The following is a 19,293-nucleotide window of genomic DNA, read 5'->3' as shown; positions in this document are numbered from 1 at the left end:
CTTATTCTATCTAATTACTGTCGAAGGAGAAGAAAATTATGGTCTCATATGACTTATCCCGTGTCTTTGGTCTGCTGCCTAGTCTGCTGCAGGCTCTGCCGACCACTTTATGGATTATGTTTGTGACAGCTTTGATTGGCTCCTTGCTAGGTGGTCTGTTGGCTTGGGCTCAGATTTCTGAGGAGCAGTCTTTCGCTGGTCTGGCTAGAGGATATATATTTATCCTTAGGTGTACACCGCCTATCGTCTTGCTTTTCTTGGTTTTTTATGGCATTCCAGAGTTTTTAGAATGGTGGCTGGGGCTGGATATCAATAATTGGTCGCGGACTGTTTTTGTTATCATCACCATGATTCTGCTCTTTGCGGCTATGATTGCGGAAGTCTTCAAGGCAGCCTATCTTGCTGTTCCCAAGGGACAGACCGAGGCAGGTCTCAGTATTGGCTTGACACCGGTGCAGACTTTTCTGCGCATCGTCCTGCCACAGGCTTTTCGCATCGCCCTGCCCAATCTTACTACTGCCCTTCTTAATCTCATGCGGGATGCTGCGCTGGCTTATACGATTGGAGCTGTTGATGTCATGGGAGCGGGGCAAAATCTCATCAGCCGTAATCTAGGCAATTATTCCCTAGAAACCTATACAGCGGTGGCCTTGATTTACTGGGGGATTGCCCTAGTGGTTTCGCTGGCTTCCCAGCTTCTGGAAAAAAGTCTGACAGTCAAGGAGAGGTAAAGCATGGATTTGAATTATATTGTAAATACCTTTCTGGTTACTTTGAAAGGCATACCAGTAACCCTGATTATTATGGTGGTTGCTATTCTGATCAGCTTTATTCCAGCTCTGCTTCTAGCTCTGGGGCAGATTTATAAAGTTTGGGGTGTGCGGACCTTTTCGGTGGTTTATCTGGCCTTCATTCGGGCGACGCCTCCTATTTTGCTTATTCTCTTTTTCTACAGTCTTTTTCCTAGTTTACTGAATCAAATTTTTAAAAGTCTGGGCAGTCAGGTAGACGTCTTTAAGTTCAATCCGCTTTACTATGCTTTCATCATCTATAGCCTGATGACGACAGGCAGTTTGTCGGAAATTCTGCGCTCTGCCATTTTGACGGTGGATAAAGGGCAGTTGGAGGCGGCTCAAGCGATTGGTTTAACGAATTTTCAAGCCTATCGGAGAGTTGTTTTTCCTCAGGCATTGCGTTCTGCCCTGCCCAATCTGGCCAATCTGGTTATCAATCTAGTCAAGGGAACCTCGCTGGTATTTGTCATGACGGTCAAGGATATCACAGCCTTGGCTAAGATAGAGGCCTCCCATTCTTACCAGTATTCAGAGTCTTATCTGGTGATTTTTGTTATTTATCTCATTATTTGTGGCTTGATTCAGTGGATTTTTAGGGGCTTGGAAAAGCGCTATGCTCTTGCTTAGGAAGGAATGATTATGTTAGAAGTAAAACATATCTCCAAACGATTTGGAGAGCACCAGGTGCTGGCAGATGTCAGTCTCAAGGTCAATCAAGGTGATGTTGTGGTTATTCTGGGACCCTCAGGCTCTGGGAAAACAACATTTCTGCGCTGTCTGAATCACTTAGAAAAAGCGGATAGCGGCCAGCTGACTTTGTCTGGTAAGGACTATGATTTGGCTAAACTCAGCAAAAAGGAGATTTTGGAAATTCGTAGAAAGACAGCCTTTGTCTTCCAACATTATAATCTCTTTGCCAATAAAACAGCCCTTGAAAATATCTTAGAGGGCTTAGTGATCGCTCGTAAGATACCGAGGGAAGAAGCGCTTGAGATTGCGGAAAAGTCCTTGAAGCGCGTGGGTCTCTTGGCCTACAAAGACTACTATCCTTCCCAGCTATCAGGCGGCCAGCAGCAGCGGATTGGGATTGCCCGCGCCATTGCTGTCAAGCCAGACGTTATTCTGCTGGATGAACCAACTTCGGCGCTAGATCCGGAACTGGTCGGCGAAGTTCTTAGTGTCATGAAGCAGCTGGCTCAGGAGGGAGTGACCATGGTCGTTGTGACCCACGAGATGAGCTTTGCCCGTGATGTGGCCAACCATGTCATCTTTATGGACGGAGGCCATATCGTCGAAGAAAATCCTCCTCAGGAATTCTTCTCTAGCCCGAAGGAAGAGCGGACCAAACAGTTTCTGTCCCGCATTCTGTCGGATGCCAGCTATAGTGTAGAGTATATGATTTAAAATCTGGATTCTGTCCAGATTTTTATTATAAAAAAGCGTCTTTATAGGGATAAAAAGGGCCTCAATGATAATTTTGATTACATTTGTAAATTTATTTTAAAAAATTATGTAAAATCTATTGACAAATAGATTCTGTCATGATAAAATTACAACTGTAAACAAAAAAGTTTACGTAAATTTAATCAGAAGATATGAATACAGCCGGAAGGCAATTATTTTTGGGAGGATTTAAAGTTATGTAAAATCATCTTCTTCTGAAAGAGATTTAATTCACTCATAAAAATAGAGACTGAATCAGTCTTGATTTTTGGAAATGAAATAAGTTATGTAAAATAATTGATTGGAGAAGATCTCCCAAATGAATATTTATAGTGGATAAGGAAGAGATTTCTTATCTGAAACTTTGGTAAAATCAAAAATTATGTAAAGCAAAATATGAAAACAGCGAGGTAATGCTATGAACAACAACTACAACAATTTTAACAATATGGACGACCTTTTCAACCAACTTATGGGACGCATGGGTGGCTACAACAGCGAACACCGGCGCTACTTGATTAATGGTAGAGAGGTCACACCGGAAGAGTTTGCTCAGTACCGGGCTACTGGCAAGCTCCCTGGTCAAGGAACAGGTGAGCAAACTGGACAAGCTGCTGCTCAAGGACCTAAGCAGGATGGTATCCTGGCTAAGCTAGGTCGCAATCTAACTCAGGAAGCTCGTGATGGTAAGTTAGATCCAGTCATTGGACGCAATAAGGAAATCCAAGAAACTGCTGAAATCCTTTCTCGTCGGACCAAGAACAATCCTGTATTGGTCGGAGATGCCGGAGTTGGTAAGACAGCCGTCGTAGAAGGATTGGCTCAGGCTATCGTCAATGGTGATGTGCCAGCGGCTATCAAGAATAAGGAAATCATCTCTGTTGATATTTCCGGTCTGGAAGCTGGTACTCAATATCGTGGTAGCTTTGAAGAAAATATCCAAAACTTAGTCAATGAAGTCAAGGAAGCCGGCAACATTATCCTCTTCTTTGATGAAATCCATCAAATCCTAGGAGCAGGATCTATCGGTGGAGATAGTGGCTCTAAGGGCATGGCGGATATTCTTAAACCAGCACTTTCTCGTGGTGAGTTGACAGTTATCGGGGCTACTACTCAGGACGAGTACCGTAATACTATCCTTAAAAATGCAGCTTTGGCTCGTCGTTTCAATGAAGTCAAGGTCAATGCACCGTCGGCCGAAGATACCTATCAGATCCTTCGAGGCATTCGGGACTTGTACGAAAAGCACCACAATGTCATCCTGCCGGATGAAGTGCTGAAAGCGGCTGTGGATTACTCTGTTCAGTATATTCCACAACGAAGCCTGCCAGACAAGGCGATTGACCTGGTCGACGTGACTGCTGCCCACTTGGCAGCCCAGCATCCAGTGACTGATGTTCATGCGGTTGAAAATGAGATTGCTGAACAGAAAGACAAGCAGGAAGCGGCTGTTGAGAAAGAAGATTATGAAGCAGCTCTGAATGCTAAGACTCGCATTGAAGAGCTAGAAAAGAAAATTCAAAATCACACTGAGGATATGAAGGTGACAGCTACAGTCAACGACGTAGCAGAGTCTGTTGAACGGATGACGGGTGTACCAGTATCTCAGATGGGTGCCAGCGACATTGAGCGCCTCAAGGGCATGAATGACCGTCTCAAAGCCAAGGTGATTGGCCAAGATAAGGCTGTAGAAGCTGTGGCTAAAGCTATTCGCCGTAACCGTGCAGGATTTGATGAAGGCAACCGTCCAATCGGAAGCTTCCTCTTTGTTGGACCAACTGGTGTTGGTAAGACTGAGCTAGCTAAGCAACTAGCTCTAGATATGTTCGGTACTAAAGAGGCCATTATCCGTCTGGATATGTCTGAATACTCTGACCGGACTGCTGTTTCCAAGCTGATTGGTACGACTGCAGGCTATGTCGGATATGATGACAACAATAACACTTTGACCGAGCGTGTACGCCGCAATCCTTACTCTATCATTCTCTTGGATGAGATTGAAAAGGCGGATCCACAAGTGATTACCCTTCTCCTTCAAGTTCTGGATGACGGTCGTTTGACAGATGGTCAAGGGAATACAGTCAACTTCAAGAATACAGTTATCATTGCGACCTCCAATGCTGGCTTTGGCTACGAAGCAGGCTTGGAAGAGGATGCTGAAAAGCCTGATCTGATGGATCGACTCAAAGCTTATTTCCGCCCAGAGTTCCTCAATCGTTTCAATGCGGTTATTGAGTTCTCTCATCTCAAGAAAGAAGATTTGATGGAGATTGTTAATCTCATGCTGATCGAAGTAAATCAAACCTTGAGCAAGAAAGAAATTGATCTGGCTGTATCTGATGCAGCTAAGGAATTCCTGCGCGATGCTGGTTATGACCAAGTCATGGGTGTTCGTCCGCTCCGCCGTGTCATCGAGCAGCAAATTCGTGACAAGGTGACTGACTTCCACTTGGATAATCTAGATGCTAAGCACTTGACAGCCGATTTAGAAGATGGTGTCTTAGTTATTCGTGAAAAGGGTGCTGCCGCATCTGAAAAAGACAAGCAGGCAGAATAAAGCTTACTAAACCATATGCTGAGAAAATTTCTCAGCATATTTTATAAAATCTATATTTATAAGCTGTTTTCATATATGAAAGTAAAAAAAATCTCTATTTTTTAAAAGTAGTTATAAAAAAACATCAAAAGCCTATAAAATAGCATAAGTTGACAGTTCAATACATTATGTTCTAATTTTTTTGTATATTTTCAAGTTTTTATATATGGAAATATCAGAAAAAAGTGTATAATAGATTAGTAAATTAAATTTTAGGAGAGGATTTAATTATGAAAAAGTTGGATATTACAACGATGCCTGACTACCAAAAAGTTGAGGCTGTTGTTCAGTTGTTGGTTAATGGAACTTTAACTAGTTATAGAATTGCGACGGATGCAAACATCAGCAAGATGAGTATCCTGACTTTAACTAAAGGAACTAGTAAAATTAAAAACATAACCTATCAAACTGCGATGGCTTTAATTAATTGGTATGAAGAGAACCATGAAAAATATGGTATCACCATTCATCAAAAGGCTGCAGGATAGTTTAAAATTATGATGTAGCTCAACCCTAACCCAGTTAACCATTTGGCTAGCTGGGTTTTTCTATGCCTCTTAATGAGACAAGCCGTGGGCGCAGTCGAATTTAGAGGCATTGATGCAGACTGAACGCAAGCGAAGTCTACGTTCCGCTAATTTCTTAGTGATTGCCAGCTAGAAGAGTCGAGCAGAGCTTAGAGGCATAGATGCAGTTTGAGCGTAAGCGAAAACTAGGTTCTGTAAAAACTTAATGAGACAAGCCAGAGGCGCAGTCGAATTTAGGAGCAGCCATGCTCACTTTCTTACTTTTTTCTGTCCTTATGGGCAGATTTTTTTGACAGTCCAAGAGTGAACAGTCGCCTGTGTAATTCTTGGTCTTTTTGTTACCGTTTTCAAGATTTATAATAAATCTATAAGAATAAGAAAAATAAAAAATAAAGGGGAGTTACCATGAATATCCTTCTTAATATTCTAAATTGGTTCTCGCAGAACATTCTGCAAAATCCAGCTTTCTTCGTCGGCCTTTTGGTGCTAATCGGTTATGCACTGCTTAAGAAACCGGCTCACGATGTGTTCGCTGGCTTCATTAAAGCAACGGTCGGCTATTTAATTCTTAATGCCGGAGCAGCCGGTCTGGTGAATACTTTCCGGCCAATTCTGGCAGCCCTGAACTTTAAGTTCAAAATCGGGGCGGCGGTCATTGATCCTTACTTTGGATTGACAGCGGCGAATACAAAGATTGCGGAAGAGTTTCCAAACTTTGTCGGAACAGCTACAACAGCGCTCTTGATTGGCTTTGGCTTCAACATCCTACTAGTAGCTTTCCGTAAGGTCACTAAAATTCGGACTCTCTTCATCACTGGTCACATCATGGTTCAGCAGGCTGCTACTGTATCACTGATGGTGCTCTTGCTGGTACCGCAGCTGCGCAATAGCTGGGGAACTTTGGCTATCGGCCTCATCTGTGGTCTCTACTGGGCTGTCAGTTCCAATATGACTGTCGAAGCTACTCAGCGTTTGACTGGCGGTGGTGGTTTCGCCATCGGTCACCAGCAGCAATTTGCTATCTGGTTCGTTGATAAGGTTGCGCCTTTCTTTGGTAAAAAAGAAGAAAATCTGGACAATCTGAAGCTGCCTAAGTTTCTGTCTATCTTCCATGATACAGTTGTTGCTTCTGCAACTTTGATGCTAGTCTTCTTCGGTGCTATTCTCTTAGTATTGGGCCCAGATGTTATGGCCAACAAAGAAGTTATCACGACTGGTACACCATTTGACCCTGCTAAGCAAGACTTCTATATGTATATCATTCAGACAGCCTTTACCTTCTCTGTCTATCTCTTCATCCTCATGCAAGGGGTGCGTATGTTCGTATCTGAGCTGACTAATGCCTTTCAAGGTATTTCAAGCAAGCTCTTACCAGGTTCCTTCCCTGCGGTGGATGTGGCAGCGTCTTATGGCTTTGGCTCACCAAATGCCGTTCTCTCTGGCTTTGTCTTTGGTTTGGTTGGTCAGCTGATTACCATTGTACTGCTGATTATTTTCAAAAATCCAATCCTGATTATCACTGGTTTCGTTCCTGTCTTCTTTGACAATGCAGCGATTGCAGTCTATGCTGATAAACGTGGTGGCTGGAAAGCAGCCCTTGTCCTATCGTTTATTTCAGGTGTGCTGCAGGTAGCCCTTGGTGCTCTCTGTGTGGCTCTGCTGGGCTTGGCTTCTTATGGCGGATATCACGGTAATATCGACTTTGAAATTCCATGGTTAGGCTTTGGCTACATCTTCAAATATCTGGGTATTATAGGTTATGCTCTGGTTTGCTTCTTCTTCTTGCTCATTCCTCAGCTGCAATTCGCTAGAGCTAAGGATAAGGAAGCCTACTATCAAGGTCAGGTACAGGCAGAAGAATAAACTTCTATGACTATAAAATAAGATTTCGGAGGAAACTAAAATGGTTAAAGTATTAACAGCATGCGGAAACGGCATGGGATCATCTATGGTGATTAAAATGAAAGTGGAAAATGCGCTGCGTAATTTGGGACAGACAGACTTCACAGTCAACTCCTGCAGTGTCGGGGAGGCTAAAAGTTTAGCTTCAGGCTACGATATCGTGATTGCTTCTCTGCATTTAATCAATGAATTGGAAGGCCGCACCAATGGGAAATTAATCGGCTTGGACAACCTGATGGATGATAAGGAAATCACTGAAAAATTAAGTCAGGTATTGTAAGAATTTCTATCTATGAAGATGGGTTCTCAGTTAGGGTAGGGTGGTTAGGCTGCCCCACCTTCCTATTATTGTCTATTGTGAGATTGCGCAGGGGCTAAAATTCTGGAAAGTATTGAAGATGCCCCTTGTATCTAATGAAAGGAAGAGAAATGAATTTAAAACAAGCATTGACAGACAACAAATCCATTCGTTTAGGTCTTTCAGCCGAGACTTGGCAGGAAGCAGTCAAGCTATCAGTAGAGCCCTTGATTGAGAGCGGAGCTGTTCAGCCTCAGTACTACGATGCCATCGTCGAGTCGACAGAAGAATATGGACCTTATTACATTCTCATGCCAGGCATGGCTATGCCTCATGCCAGACCAGAAGCAGGGGTTAATCGCGACGCCTTCTCCCTGATTACACTGACAGAACCAGTCACTTTTTCAGATGGCAAGGAGGTTAGTATTCTGCTTTCTTTGGCGGCTACCAGTTCCAAGATTCATACCAGCGTGGCCATTCCGCAGATTATTGCTCTGTTTGAGTTGGAAAATTCCATTGAGCGCCTCAAGGCTTGCCAATCAGAAGAAGAAGTGCTGGCTCTGATAGAGGAATCCAAGGACAGCCCTTACTTGCAGGGTCTGGATTTAGATTCCTAATGCATGCTTAGAGATAATTGATTGCAACTGAAACTAAGAAATGAGGTAAAAAGATGTCAAAACAGATTCCAAATTTACAGGTGGCGTTGGACCATTCAGATTTGCAGGGAGCTATCAAGGCTGCTGTCTCTGTCGGTCATGAAGTGGATGTGATTGAGGCAGGAACGGTTTGTCTCCTGCAAGTGGGAAGCGAGCTCGTCGAAGTGCTCCGCAGTCTTTTTCCAGAGAAAGTCATCGTAGCTGACACCAAGTGTGCGGATGCCGGCGGAACGGTAGCTAAGAACAATGCAGTGCGTGGTGCAGACTGGATGACCTGTATCTGCTCAGCCACCCTTCCAACTATGAAGGCGGCCTTGAAAGCTATTCAGGAAGAGCGCGGCCAACGTGGGGAAATTCAGGTCGAACTCTACGGAGACTGGACTTATGAACAAGCTCAGACTTGGCTGGATGCCGGTATTTCGCAGGCCATTTACCATCAATCCCGCGATGCTCTCTTGGCTGGGGAAACTTGGGGAGAAAAGGATCTTAATAAGGTCAAGAAACTGATTGAGATGGGCTTCCGCGTATCAGTGACAGGCGGTCTGAATATTGATACGCTCAAACTCTTTGAAGGAGTTGATGTCTTCACCTTCATTGCTGGACGCGGTATTACTGAAGCTGAAGATCCAGCTGCTGCTGCGCGGGCCTTTAAAGATGAAATCAAGCGAATTTGGGGGTAGGCCATGGCACGTCCAATTGGAATTTATGAAAAGGCAACACCCAAGCATTTTTCTTGGAGCGAGCGTTTAGCTTTTGCCAAAGAACTAGGCTTTGACTTTGTTGAAATGTCGGTGGATGAAAGCGATGCTCGCTTAGCGCGCTTGGAATGGAGTAAGGAAGAACGCTTTGAAGTGGTCAAGGCCGTTTATGAAACGGGTGTCCGCATTCCGACTATCTGCTTTTCTGGGCACCGCCGCTATCCACTAGGATCAAACGATCCAGCCCTCGAAGCCAAGTCGCTGGAAACCATGAAGCAATGTATCGAGTTGGCTCAGGACTTGGGAGTACGGGTCATTCAGCTAGCAGGCTACGATGTTTATTATGAGGAGAAATCTCCTGCAACTCGTGCTCGCTTCCTGAAAAACCTCCGTCAAGCTTGTGATTGGGCGGAGCAGGCTCAGGTCATGCTGGCGATTGAGATTATGGATGATCCTTTTATCAACAGCATTGAGAAATATCTGGCTGTCGCGAAAGAAATCAATTCGCCTTATCTCTTTGTCTATCCGGATACGGGCAATGTCTCTGCTTGGCACAATGACCTTTACAGCGAGTTTCTGCTGGGCCATCAAGCCATTGCAGCCCTGCATTTGAAAGATACCTATGCCGTGACCGAGCAGTCCAAGGGGCAATTCCGCGATGTGCCTTTTGGTCAAGGTTGTGTCAACTGGGAAGATACTTTCAGAATTTTAAAAGAAACCAATTATCAAGGGCCATTTTTGATTGAAATGTGGTCTGAAAATTGTCCAACGGTAGAGGAAACCAAGGCGGCTATCAAAGAAGCCCAAGATTTCCTTTATCCACTCATTGAGAAAGCGGGGTTAAACTAATGCTGTTACCAGAATTAAGAGAGCGCGTTTACAAGGCTAATTGTGACCTACCAAAACATGGCTTGGTTAAGTTTACTTGGGGAAATGTCTCTGCGGTGGACCGCGAAGCGGGCTTGATTGTCATCAAACCGAGCGGTGTGGACTACGATAAGCTCAGTCCGGAAAATATGGTTGTGGTCGACTTGGATGGCAATATCGTTGAAGGCGACCTCAATCCGTCATCTGACTTGGCTACCCACGTGGAGCTCTACAAGGCTTTCCCAAAAGTCGGTGGCGTTGTTCACACGCACTCAACGGAAGCGGTTGGCTGGGCACAGGCTGGGCGCGATATTCCATTTTACGGAACGACGCATGCGGATTATTTCTACGGTCCCATTCCAGCGGCACGTTCATTGACAGAAAGCGAAATCAACACGGCCTACGAAAAAGAAACAGGCACCGTGATTATTGAAACCTTCCGCGAGCGCGACATTGACCCCATGGCAGTGCCAGGTGTCACTGTGCGCAACCACGGTCCCTTTACTTGGGGCAAGACGCCAGAAGCTGCGGTTTACCACAGCGTTGTCTTGGAAGAAGTTGCCAAAATGGCGCGCTTCACCGAGCAAATCAAACCCGATGTCAAAGAAGCACCAAAATACCTCATGGACAAGCACTACCTCCGCAAACACGGACCGAACGCTTACTATGGGCAAAAAGGCGCTAGTCATTAAAAAAACAAAGAGCAGTCCCAGGGATTGCTTTTTTGTGTTGGTTTTAAGTGGCATCTTGATTTTTAAAGTGGTATAATAAATGCAATTTGATGAGTTAGAAAGAACAAAATGACAAAAAAAGTAACAATCAATGATATTGCTAGCTTGGTTGGGGTGTCCAAGGCGACGATTTCCTATTACTTAAATGGAAATATGCGGAAAATGTCTTTGGAGACGAGGGAGAAAATCCGGCTGGCCATTGAAGAAACGGGCTATCAACCCAACAAAATGGCGCAGAGTTTGGTGACCAGAGACACCAAGACGATTGGCGTTGTGATTGCGGATATCACCAACCCCTTCATTTCCTCAGTTATCAAAGGAATTCATGACACTTGCAAGAAATACGGCTACACGGTTAACTTTACCAATTCGGACAATGACCAGCTGATTGAGCAGGAAAATATCGAGCGGCTTCAGCAGCAGAATGTCTCAGGGATTATTCTCGATACGGTGGATGCCAATTCGCTCCTGATTCAAAAGCTGAGTAAGAAGCGGACGGTTCTAGTGGACAGGCAATCGAGAGAAGTGACGCTGGACACGGTTGTATCTAATAATCGTAACTCGACCAAGGCTTTTCTGGCAGAAATGAAGAAGGCAGGCTATGAAGACATTTACTTTGTCACCTTTCCGATTGAGGGGATTTCGACGCGGGAAATGCGTTATCAGGGCTTTAAAGAAGAGGTTTCGGCTGACCCAGAGAAACTTTTGGTTTTGGGACAAGACGGGACAGCTCAAAAAATTCTTCAGTTGATTGAGCAAAGGCAAGAAAAAATCGCTTTTTTCACCATGAACGGCCCAGCCCTACTTGATTTTATGAAAATCTTGAACAAGACCGACTACAGCTATCCCCGTGATTTTGGTCTGGGTTCCTACGAGGATTTGGAATGGATGGAGGTTTTAAATCCGAATGTGTCCTGTATTCGCCAAGATTCTTATAAAATTGGTCAAGTGGCAGCAGAACATCTAATCAAAAAATTAAGAGGAGAGCTAGCGGCGGAACCTGCTCAACTCCTTGTCGTTCCTAGCTTTACAGTTCTTAGAAGCTCTTTTTAGAAATGAAGTATTCGCACGAGTGGATACTTTTTTTAAAATATTTTTTGAAACCGCTTGCAATTCTAAAGAGAATAGTGTATACTATGACAGTAGAAAAGTGAAACGGTTAACCATAATTAAAGCATTATTTTATAAGGGAAACGTAGTTCACTTTTATTTTTTGAAAATAAGTTAACCGCTTCGCCCAGAGTTTGAAAATAATTTCGCAGTGAAAGGTTGATTGCTCGTCTAGAAAGGAGACCAAGTGAATAGTAAAACAATATTAAGCGACCCCTTGGATGCCTGCTATGCCGTTGCAAGGTTGACCGATAGCGCTAACGACTATCTTTTGGTGGCTTCGGAGACCGAAAATGCCTGCTTGGCCTATGATGTCAATCGCGATTTCGCAAGGACGGTGGTTTGGAGCGAGGTTGGTGGCACCATGTCCATTATCCAAGTGCCAGGGACGCTGGATTTCTTGGCAACCCAGCGCTTTTATCCCGGTTTTGATGCCAAGGATTGCCGGATTGTTCACGGACAGTTCGAGGGCGAGGGCAAGTGGACAATCACGGAAGTGGGGGCTTTTCCTTATCTGCATCGCTTTGATTTAGTTGACAATGAGCGTGGAGCTATTCTTTTTATCGGTTGTACGATTGCCAATTCCAAGCAGTTTGTCGAGGACTGGTCGGATGACGGGAAAATTTTTGTCGGTCATTTTGATAAACAGGTAAGGCAGCTGACAAATGTAGAAGAATTGCCACTTCGGCTCAAGAAAAATCACGGTTACTATCCTGTTCACGCGGAGCATTACTCGCTTATCACAGCGGTGGAAGGGATTTATCGTTTGGACTATCCGCAGGGTGCGTCTGACTGGACTTTGACCCAGCTCTTTGATGAAGAAACGAGCGATATTGTGCAGTTGGACATGGACGGTGACGGTCGTCTGGAAAATATGATTATCCAGGCTTTCCATGGCGATAGCTTGCGAATTTTGTCAGAAGATTTTAAGGAGGAATTATTTGCCTATCCAGAAGCGACGCCTTTTGGGCACGCTATCTGGTCGGGGACTTTACTCGGTCAGCCAACCTTTGTCTTTGGCTGGCGCTCAGGGAAGAAGCACTTGCTTGCTTTTACCTATGAAAATGGACGTTTTCTGGAACACATGATTGCTCCAGAAGTTGCTTCTAGCAACTGTTTGGCTTTTGAAAAAGCTGGAAAATCCTATATCTTTTCGGCGAATAATGGGAAAAATACAGTTGCTCTTTACGAACTACAAAAGGAGGAAAAGAATGCCTAAGAAGAAAGTTCTTGTGACGGGAATTGTGCCTAAGGAAGGCTTGGTCAAGCTAATGGAAAAGTACGACGTGACCTACTCAGACGGGGAGCCGTTTTCACGCGACTATGTGCTGGAACACTTGCCTGAGTACGACGCTTGGCTCTTAATGGGACAAAAAGGGGACAAGGAAATGATCGATGCGGGGAAAAACTTGCAAATCATCTCTCTTAATGCGGTTGGTTTTGACCATGTGGACATCGAATACGCCAAACAAAAAGGGATTGTGGTCTCCAATTCGCCGCAAGCCGTGCGGGTACCGACAGCTGAAATGACTTTTGCCCTTCTCTTAGCCGCTACCAAACGTTTAGCCTTCTATGACAAGATTGTCCGTACAGGAAACTGGATTGACCCGAGCGAAAGACGCTATCAAGGGCTGACACTTGAGGGCGCAACGCTTGGTATCTACGGTATGGGGCGTATTGGTTCAACTGTGGCTGGCTTCGCCAAGGCTTTTGGGATGAAAGTGCTCTATCACGACCTCTATCGATTGCCAGAGGAGAGGGAAAAAGAATTGGGCGTTAGCTATGTGGAATTTGATGATTTGGTTGAGAAGGCTGATGTCATTACCATTCATGCTCCGTCTCTACCGTCCACTCACCACAAATTTAACAAAGAAGTGTTCAAGAAAATGAAGAACAGAAGCTATCTAATCAATGCAGCGCGTGGTCCGATTGTGTCTGAAGAAGACTTGATTGAAGCGCTTAAAACTGGAGAGATAGCGGGAGCTGGTTTGGATGTCTTTGAGTTTGAGCCAGAAGTTTCTGAAGAGCTTCGCGCTTTGGACAATGTTATCATGGCGCCGCATGCAGGAACGGGAACGATTGAAGGTCGCCGTACCTTGGCAGCAGAAGCCGCAGCGAATATTCTTTCCTTCTTCGAAGGGAACCCTGTCAATGTCGTAAACAAATAAAATAAAGGAAAAAGGGTAAAACTATGCTAGAAGCCTTACAAAAATTTTTCGATGTTTTTGGTGCAACAATCGTTGTGCCAGTAATGATTTTTATTGTTAGTCTGTTCTTGAAAGTCAGTCCCAAGCGCGCTTTTTTCAGTGCCCTGCGCGCGGGGGTTGGTTTGACAGGATTTGGCTGGGTCATCTCTGCTTTTACACCGCTGGTAACCAAGTACATCCAGCAAATGGTTGACACGGCAGGGCTCAATTTGCCTATCGTTGACATCGGTTGGCAAACGGGTTCTCTGACTGCCTTCTCTTCTTCAATCGGTCTGTCCTTCTTCGTTTTTGGTCTGCTGATTGAGTTGCTTCTTTTCCTTTTTGGGATTACGCGGGTCTTTGTACCGTCCAATCTCTGGAATAACTTCGGTTACATGATTTGGGGAACCATGGCTTATGCGGCAACAGGAAACTTTATCCTCTCCTTTGCTTTCATGGTCTTTGTCCTTCTTTACTCACTGATTATGTCAGAAGTGGTAGCAGAGCGCTGGTCAGAATACTACAGAGTCAAAAATGCAACAATCAACTCTATTCACAATATCGAAACCTTGATTCCAGCCTTAGTATTGGATCCGCTGTGGAACCTTATCGGTATTAACAAGGTCAAACTCAATCCAGAATCGCTGAAAACCAAGCTGGGAATTTTCGGAGAACCCATGACTCTCGGTTTCTTGCTGGGGATGATTATCGGGATTCTCGGTAGCTTGAAAAATCTGGCGAGTTTGGAAGTCTGGGGTGGCATTCTAGGTTTTGCCATGTCACTTGCAGCCGTTATGACCATTTTCCCCTTGATTACAGGCGTCTTTGCAAGCGCTTTCGGACCTCTGGCTGAAGCGGTCGAAAAGAACAAGAAAAAAGAAAGCGAAGAAGAAGACGGACTGGCAGACAAGAAACGCTGGTTTATCGCAGTGGATGACGGAGTTGGTTTTGGTGAACCTGCCACTATCATTGCGGGGCTCATTCTGGTGCCAATCATGGTCTTGATTTCCTTGATTTTGCCGGGCAACCGCGCGCTTCCAGTCGTTGACTTGATTGCTATTCCCTTTATGATTGAAGCCATGATTGCCGTATCAAAAGGAAATATCCTCAAGGCGATCCTAAACGGAATCGTTTGGTTTTCACTGGGACTTTATGCGGCCAGCGCCCTCGGTCCAATTTATACGGAAGCTGTGCAGCAATATGGAGCGGTCTTGCCAGCAGGAGTGGTCTTGATTATGAGTTTCAATCTTTTGGCTCACCCTTTGACGGCTCTCGTCTTCTTTGCTTGGATTTCGGGCAATCCGCTTTGGATTGGCGTGACGATTGCTGTTTACCTAGTGTCTCTTTTCTTCCTACGGACAAAACGCGAGTCTATCTACGCTTATTTGCGGAAAATGGCAGATAAAAATAGTGGCTTTGAAGGAAGTAAAGAAAAGATTATGATTAGCGAAGACTAATGAATGACAGATTTGAATTTGGAGGACTGTATCATGAAGAAAATTGACGGACATGCACATATTTTAAATACCATTGCTGGTTTTAACGGCAAGGGCAGACTGAATGCTCTGGGCAATGGCTATGCCATTTGGGACGACGGCGAATTGATTAAGCTCATTCCAGACGGCTATGGCGACAAGGACTTTACAGCAGAGGCTTTCTTGAAGTACATGGATGCCAATGATATTGAGAAAGCGGTGATTTTGCAAGGACACTTGAATGGCTATCAAAACTACTATACTCATCTGGCGATTAAGCGCTACCCAGACCGCTTTACAGGCGCATTTTCGGTGGATCCATTTGCTGAAAATGCCATGCAGATTGTTCGCCGTCATGTAGAAGAGCTGGGCTTTAGAGCACTCAAATTTGAAATCAGCCAAGGTGGTGGTATCCACGGCTATCGTGGACAAAAGACGCCTTTCCGCTTGGACAGCGACCCGCATGTCAGCTTGATTTTGAGCTACTTGCTGGATTATCCAGGCTTCGTTATCACTGTGGACTATGGCAACTTTGACCAAATCAGCCACCAGCCGGATGCTATTGCCAATCTTGCTCGTTTGCACCCAAGCCTTGACTTTGTTGTCTGCCATTTGTCATTCCCGCATGCAGATACACCAAATCGTCTGCGGGCGGAACTCAGCATGTGGAAAGATTTACCAAACATCTACACAGATATTTCTGCTATCCAAGATATTGACCGTCCAGATACTTTCCCATTCCCTAAATCTGAAAAGAATGTTCGGATTGCTAAGGAAGTGCTGGGAGCGAAGCGCATAATCTGGGGCACAGATTCGCCTTGGTCAGCTACTTTTAACACTTATGAAGAGTTGGCAACTTGGCTGGAGCACGTGGATATTTTCACGCCAGAAGAGCTAGAAGATGTCCTCTACAATAATGCAGAGCGCGTTTACTTTAAGCCGTCGGCTGTTCAAGCAAACCGTGAAGCGGTTGATGCAGCGACTAAGGAATTAGGCTTGTACTAAAGCCGCATGTGCTTGTTCATAAAGAAGCTGTGAGGCAATCTCAGCTTCTTTTATACTTGAAATCGGAGGAGAAAAATGAAATATTTTTTAAGTATCGATTATGGGGGCACCAATACCAAGGCAATCGTATTTGATGAAGAAGGGCGACAATTAGGGCAGTCTGCTTTTAGTACCAAGAAGATTGAGGAAAAAGCAGGCTATCGCGAAGTGGATTTGAAAGAGACCTGGCAGGGGATTCGTCAGGCTATGAGGCAAGCTGTCAAAAATGCCCAGCTTAAGGCAGAAGACATCAGCGCTCTTGCCTGTATTGGTCATGGGAAAGGCCTCTATCTGCTGGACAAAAACGGTCAGGAATTTACGCGCGGTATCTTGTCTACAGATGAGCGAGCGGTCGAGCTGGCTCAAGAATTTGAGGAGCGGCTAGACGAAATCTGGGACTTGACGCACCAGCATGTTGCTGCCGTGCAAAATCCCGTTTTGCTTCGCTGGTTCAAAGAGTATGAACCAGAGATTTACCAGAATATTGGGGCAATTCTGTCGGCCAAGGACTATGTCCGCTTCAAGCTGACTGGGCGTATTCAGCAAGAGATAGGAGATGCTTCGGGCAATCACTGGATTAACTTCCAGACGGGCACTTACGACAAAAGAATTACGGCTTTCTTTGGTATTGAAGAAATGTACGAGCTTTTGGCGCCCCAAGTGGACTATGCAGAGCTTGTTGGTGGCTTGACCCAAGAAGCTGCCGCAGCAACGGGACTTCTTGCAGGAACGCCTGTGGTTGGTGGGCTCTTTGATATTGATGCTTGCGCAATCGGCTCTGGCGTCTTAGACGCCAGCACTTTTAGCGTGATTTCAGGCACTTGGAATATCAATACTTATCCCAGCAAGACGGCAGTCAGCCAAGATAGCGGCTTGATGCACTCTTATTTTCCCAATCGCGATTTTTTGATAGAGGCAGGCAGCCCAACTTCGGCGGGCAATTTGGATACTATGATAAAAATGCTGATGATGGAGGAAATCCAACATCTCAAGGCTTCAAATTCCTCTATTTACGATGTACTGGAAGTGTTTTTGCAGGAGACGGACGCTTCTTACAGCAAGATTCTCTTTTTCCCTTTTCTTTATGGCAACAATATCGGCAGAGCTGCTGAGGCTTGTTTCTTTGGTCTGACAACCCAGTCCAGCAAGTCAGAGATGATTCGGGCGGTTTATGAGGGGATTGTCTATGCGCACAAGCAGCATATCGATGATTTGCTAGCGACGGTTGAGCAAAGACCGCGCGCTTTGCGCTTGTCAGGCGGTGCGACAAATTCGTCAGCTTGGATGCAGATGTTCGCTGATATTTTAAATATCCCAGTAGAGACGGTTGAAGCGCCAGAATTGGGGGGTCTGGGCGGCGCCATTGCTTGCTTGCAAGCGGTGGATGATTTAAGCCTAGAAGAAGCTGTCGAAAAAATGGTTCGGGTCAAGGAGCGCTTTGAGCCTCAGGCTAAGGAACATGAGCTTTACCAAAGGAAATATCGCGTTTACCAAAGTTTGCTTGCAGCCATGGAGCCTGCTTGGGCAGAGCTTTGTCAGCTACGGACGACATTAGAATAGAGGGTTAGGATGAAAATAAAGCGAGAAGAATTGATTATCAACACGATTGCTTTTAAGGAAGAATTAGACAGGGGAGTCAAGCAAGAAGATTTGCTAGAAAGCGTCAAAGAGCTAGGACTTTCAAGGGTTGAAATTCGGCGAGAGTTTTTAGGGGATATTGATGTAGAGTTAAAAAACATCAGAAAAAAAGCCGACCAGCTAGGGCTGTCGCTCTTTTACAGTGTCAATGAGGATTTTGTCATAGGAGATAGGGTCAATCCGAAACTTAAGACTTTGCGGCAGGAAGCGGAGCTCTTGGGCGCTCCCTTTGTCAAATTAAACACGGGCGATGCCGGTCAGATTTCGGTGGCTTCTTTGGCAGAGTTGGCGCCTAGTTTTCAATCATCTGTCGGACTTAAGCTGGAAAATAACCAAGACTCTCTTTATGCCAGTATCAAGAATTGCCGTTTGATGATGAACAAGGTCAGCGCAGCAGACCTGCCTATTGCTTTCGTCTTTGACCTTGGCAACTGGGCTTGGCTGGGAGAAGATATAGAGCAGGCTTTTGCTAGCTTGGCAGAAGTTACCGATTACCTCCACTGCAAAAATTACCGTCATGTAAATGGTCAAGTGGAGATTGCTAGTTTATTTGAGGGTGAGTTAGATGCTCCTAGCCTCATGAAGCGCTTTAGCCATGTGCGCTATCTTGCCCTAGAATATCCGACTTCCTTGGAAAACTTAGAAGCAGACATCGCGCGGCTGCTGGAAAAATAAAACTGAGGTAGGTTCACCTACCTCAGTTTTATGGTTGATAATTGCTTTTGTCTTGGTCAGTGATTGGTCGAATGACGCGGCAAGGAACGCCAGCCGCCACAACATTAGCTGGGATGTCCTTGGTCACGACGCTCCCTGAGCCAATGACACTGTTGTCTCCAATCGTCACACCTTGATTGACATGAACGCCAGCACCTAGCCAGACATTGTCGCCAATCTTAATCGGCTTGGCATAGCAAGCCCCCTGACTACGCTCCCAAGCATCCAGAGCATGATTGGACGTGTAGAGTCCGACGCGCGGTCCAAAAAGGACATTGTCACCAATCTCAATACCGCCGCCGTCCAGCATAACACAGTCAAAATTTGCATAAAAATTGTCCCCGATGCTGATATTGTAGCCGAACTCACAACGAAAAGTCGGCTCAAAATGGGCATTTTTTCCGACGGATTTAAGCACTTCTTTTAAAATAGCCTGCCGCTCGCTAGCAGGCTGTCCAAAACTGGCATTGTAGCGGTTGGTCAGAAAGACCGTTTTTTCGCGTGCTTCGACCAACTCGGGAGTCAAGTCATTGTACATGGCACCCGAAAGAATATGCGACTGTTGTTCTTCAAGATTCATGGAGAGCTCCTTTTTTCTTTTATTATAACATGCA

Annotated in this window: 19 protein-coding genes; 18 read left to right on the top strand and 1 reads right to left on the bottom strand. The window is 45.2% G+C overall.

From position 1 onward, the window contains the following. Positions 1-38: 38 nt before the first annotated feature. The 18 genes from HMPREF9380_RS01315 to HMPREF9380_RS01400 all read left to right on the top strand — a co-directional run bounded on the left by HMPREF9380_RS01315 (position 39) and on the right by HMPREF9380_RS01400 (position 18,640). A complete protein-coding gene (locus HMPREF9380_RS01315) occupies positions 39-731 on the top strand; it encodes an amino acid ABC transporter permease (protein WP_004193532.1) in 693 nt (230 codons plus the stop codon). A 3-nt stretch (positions 732-734) separates the two neighbouring features. Then, the gene (locus HMPREF9380_RS01320; RefSeq protein WP_004193529.1) at positions 735-1,421 is read left to right on the top strand and encodes an amino acid ABC transporter permease; all 687 of its coding nucleotides are present in this window, start codon (positions 735-737) and stop codon (positions 1,419-1,421) included. Between the two features lie 12 nt (positions 1,422-1,433). After that, on the top strand, positions 1,434-2,198 hold the full coding sequence (locus HMPREF9380_RS01325) for an amino acid ABC transporter ATP-binding protein (protein ID WP_032907733.1): 765 nt from the start codon (positions 1,434-1,436) through the stop codon (positions 2,196-2,198). Positions 2,199-2,655: 457 nt separating this feature from the next. Beyond that, positions 2,656-4,794: an ATP-dependent Clp protease ATP-binding subunit gene (locus tag HMPREF9380_RS01330; RefSeq protein WP_004193525.1), complete on the top strand. Its 2,139-nt coding sequence runs from the start codon at positions 2,656-2,658 to the stop codon at positions 4,792-4,794. Between the two features lie 269 nt (positions 4,795-5,063). Next, positions 5,064-5,321 (top strand): hypothetical protein, encoded by a 258-nt coding sequence (locus tag HMPREF9380_RS01335; protein WP_004193523.1) that lies wholly within the window; start codon positions 5,064-5,066, stop codon positions 5,319-5,321. A 444-nt stretch (positions 5,322-5,765) separates the two neighbouring features. Continuing rightward, a complete protein-coding gene (locus HMPREF9380_RS01340; protein WP_004193521.1) occupies positions 5,766-7,223 on the top strand; it encodes a PTS ascorbate transporter subunit IIC in 1,458 nt (485 codons plus the stop codon). A gap of 40 nt (positions 7,224-7,263) precedes the next feature. Then, on the top strand, positions 7,264-7,542 hold the full coding sequence (locus HMPREF9380_RS01345) for a PTS sugar transporter subunit IIB (protein WP_002899074.1): 279 nt from the start codon (positions 7,264-7,266) through the stop codon (positions 7,540-7,542). Between the two features lie 149 nt (positions 7,543-7,691). Continuing rightward, complete coding sequence (locus tag HMPREF9380_RS01350) at positions 7,692-8,177, top strand: PTS sugar transporter subunit IIA (protein WP_032907732.1); 486 nt, start codon at positions 7,692-7,694, stop codon at positions 8,175-8,177. Positions 8,178-8,230: 53 nt separating this feature from the next. Next, positions 8,231-8,896: a 3-keto-L-gulonate-6-phosphate decarboxylase UlaD gene (locus HMPREF9380_RS01355; protein ID WP_004193516.1), complete on the top strand. Its 666-nt coding sequence runs from the start codon at positions 8,231-8,233 to the stop codon at positions 8,894-8,896. Positions 8,897-8,899: 3 nt separating this feature from the next. After that, the gene (locus tag HMPREF9380_RS01360; RefSeq protein WP_004193514.1) at positions 8,900-9,763 is read left to right on the top strand and encodes an L-ribulose-5-phosphate 3-epimerase; all 864 of its coding nucleotides are present in this window, start codon (positions 8,900-8,902) and stop codon (positions 9,761-9,763) included. Then, positions 9,763-10,473: an L-ribulose-5-phosphate 4-epimerase gene (locus HMPREF9380_RS01365; protein ID WP_004193512.1), complete on the top strand. Its 711-nt coding sequence runs from the start codon at positions 9,763-9,765 to the stop codon at positions 10,471-10,473. Before HMPREF9380_RS01360 ends, HMPREF9380_RS01365 begins: the two co-directional genes overlap by 1 nt. Before the next feature lie 108 nt (positions 10,474-10,581). Next, complete coding sequence (locus tag HMPREF9380_RS01370; protein WP_004193510.1) at positions 10,582-11,565, top strand: LacI family DNA-binding transcriptional regulator; 984 nt, start codon at positions 10,582-10,584, stop codon at positions 11,563-11,565. 244 nt (positions 11,566-11,809) lie between these two features. Further along, positions 11,810-12,841 (top strand): hypothetical protein, encoded by a 1,032-nt coding sequence (locus tag HMPREF9380_RS01375; RefSeq protein WP_004193509.1) that lies wholly within the window; start codon positions 11,810-11,812, stop codon positions 12,839-12,841. Then, a complete protein-coding gene (locus HMPREF9380_RS01380) occupies positions 12,834-13,790 on the top strand; it encodes a 2-hydroxyacid dehydrogenase family protein (RefSeq protein WP_004193507.1) in 957 nt (318 codons plus the stop codon). Before HMPREF9380_RS01375 ends, HMPREF9380_RS01380 begins: the two co-directional genes overlap by 8 nt. 23 nt (positions 13,791-13,813) lie before the next feature. Next, entirely contained in the window at positions 13,814-15,265 is a 1,452-nt protein-coding gene (locus HMPREF9380_RS01385) for a PTS galactitol transporter subunit IIC (RefSeq protein ID WP_004193506.1), read from the top strand. 33 nt (positions 15,266-15,298) lie between these two features. After that, a complete protein-coding gene (locus tag HMPREF9380_RS01390; RefSeq protein ID WP_032907832.1) occupies positions 15,299-16,288 on the top strand; it encodes an amidohydrolase family protein in 990 nt (329 codons plus the stop codon). Positions 16,289-16,363: 75 nt separating this feature from the next. Next, a complete protein-coding gene (locus HMPREF9380_RS01395) occupies positions 16,364-17,887 on the top strand; it encodes an FGGY-family carbohydrate kinase (RefSeq protein ID WP_004193502.1) in 1,524 nt (507 codons plus the stop codon). A gap of 9 nt (positions 17,888-17,896) precedes the next feature. After that, entirely contained in the window at positions 17,897-18,640 is a 744-nt protein-coding gene (locus HMPREF9380_RS01400) for a sugar phosphate isomerase/epimerase family protein (protein WP_004193500.1), read from the top strand. Positions 18,641-18,668: 28 nt separating this feature from the next. On the opposite strand, the gene HMPREF9380_RS0111140 is transcribed toward HMPREF9380_RS01400, so the two are convergent. After that, positions 18,669-19,259, bottom strand: a complete 591-nt coding sequence (locus HMPREF9380_RS0111140; protein WP_050540545.1) for a sugar O-acetyltransferase — start codon at positions 19,257-19,259, stop codon at positions 18,669-18,671. Positions 19,260-19,293 lie beyond the last annotated feature (34 nt).

Origin of the sequence: Streptococcus sanguinis SK49 (assembly GCF_000212815.1) — a bacterium.
GTDB classification, from domain to species: Bacteria; Bacillota; Bacilli; order Lactobacillales; family Streptococcaceae; genus Streptococcus; species Streptococcus sanguinis_C.
This window is presented reverse-complemented; position numbering and strand designations above follow the sequence as displayed.

Excerpts from the sequence above, each read along its gene's own strand:
- HMPREF9380_RS0111140 (WP_050540545.1), bottom strand. The coding sequence starts at position 19,259 with ATGAATCTTGAAGAACAACAGTCGCATATTCTTTCGGGTGCCATGTAC.
- HMPREF9380_RS01350 (WP_032907732.1), top strand. The coding sequence starts at position 7,692 with ATGAATTTAAAACAAGCATTGACAGACAACAAATCCATTCGTTTAGGT.
- HMPREF9380_RS01340 (WP_004193521.1), top strand. The coding sequence starts at position 5,766 with ATGAATATCCTTCTTAATATTCTAAATTGGTTCTCGCAGAACATTCTG.
- HMPREF9380_RS01320 (WP_004193529.1), top strand. The coding sequence starts at position 735 with ATGGATTTGAATTATATTGTAAATACCTTTCTGGTTACTTTGAAAGGC.
- HMPREF9380_RS01370 (WP_004193510.1), top strand. The coding sequence starts at position 10,582 with ATGACAAAAAAAGTAACAATCAATGATATTGCTAGCTTGGTTGGGGTG.
- HMPREF9380_RS01365 (WP_004193512.1), top strand. The coding sequence starts at position 9,763 with ATGCTGTTACCAGAATTAAGAGAGCGCGTTTACAAGGCTAATTGTGAC.
- HMPREF9380_RS01380 (WP_004193507.1), top strand. The coding sequence starts at position 12,834 with ATGCCTAAGAAGAAAGTTCTTGTGACGGGAATTGTGCCTAAGGAAGGC.
- HMPREF9380_RS01325 (WP_032907733.1), top strand. The coding sequence starts at position 1,434 with ATGTTAGAAGTAAAACATATCTCCAAACGATTTGGAGAGCACCAGGTG.
- HMPREF9380_RS01335 (WP_004193523.1), top strand. The coding sequence starts at position 5,064 with ATGAAAAAGTTGGATATTACAACGATGCCTGACTACCAAAAAGTTGAG.
- HMPREF9380_RS01330 (WP_004193525.1), top strand. The coding sequence starts at position 2,656 with ATGAACAACAACTACAACAATTTTAACAATATGGACGACCTTTTCAAC.
- HMPREF9380_RS01385 (WP_004193506.1), top strand. The coding sequence starts at position 13,814 with ATGCTAGAAGCCTTACAAAAATTTTTCGATGTTTTTGGTGCAACAATC.
- HMPREF9380_RS01315 (WP_004193532.1), top strand. The coding sequence starts at position 39 with ATGGTCTCATATGACTTATCCCGTGTCTTTGGTCTGCTGCCTAGTCTG.
- HMPREF9380_RS01360 (WP_004193514.1), top strand. The coding sequence starts at position 8,900 with ATGGCACGTCCAATTGGAATTTATGAAAAGGCAACACCCAAGCATTTT.
- HMPREF9380_RS01345 (WP_002899074.1), top strand. The coding sequence starts at position 7,264 with ATGGTTAAAGTATTAACAGCATGCGGAAACGGCATGGGATCATCTATG.
- HMPREF9380_RS01400 (WP_004193500.1), top strand. The coding sequence starts at position 17,897 with ATGAAAATAAAGCGAGAAGAATTGATTATCAACACGATTGCTTTTAAG.
- HMPREF9380_RS01355 (WP_004193516.1), top strand. The coding sequence starts at position 8,231 with ATGTCAAAACAGATTCCAAATTTACAGGTGGCGTTGGACCATTCAGAT.
- HMPREF9380_RS01395 (WP_004193502.1), top strand. The coding sequence starts at position 16,364 with ATGAAATATTTTTTAAGTATCGATTATGGGGGCACCAATACCAAGGCA.
- HMPREF9380_RS01390 (WP_032907832.1), top strand. The coding sequence starts at position 15,299 with ATGAAGAAAATTGACGGACATGCACATATTTTAAATACCATTGCTGGT.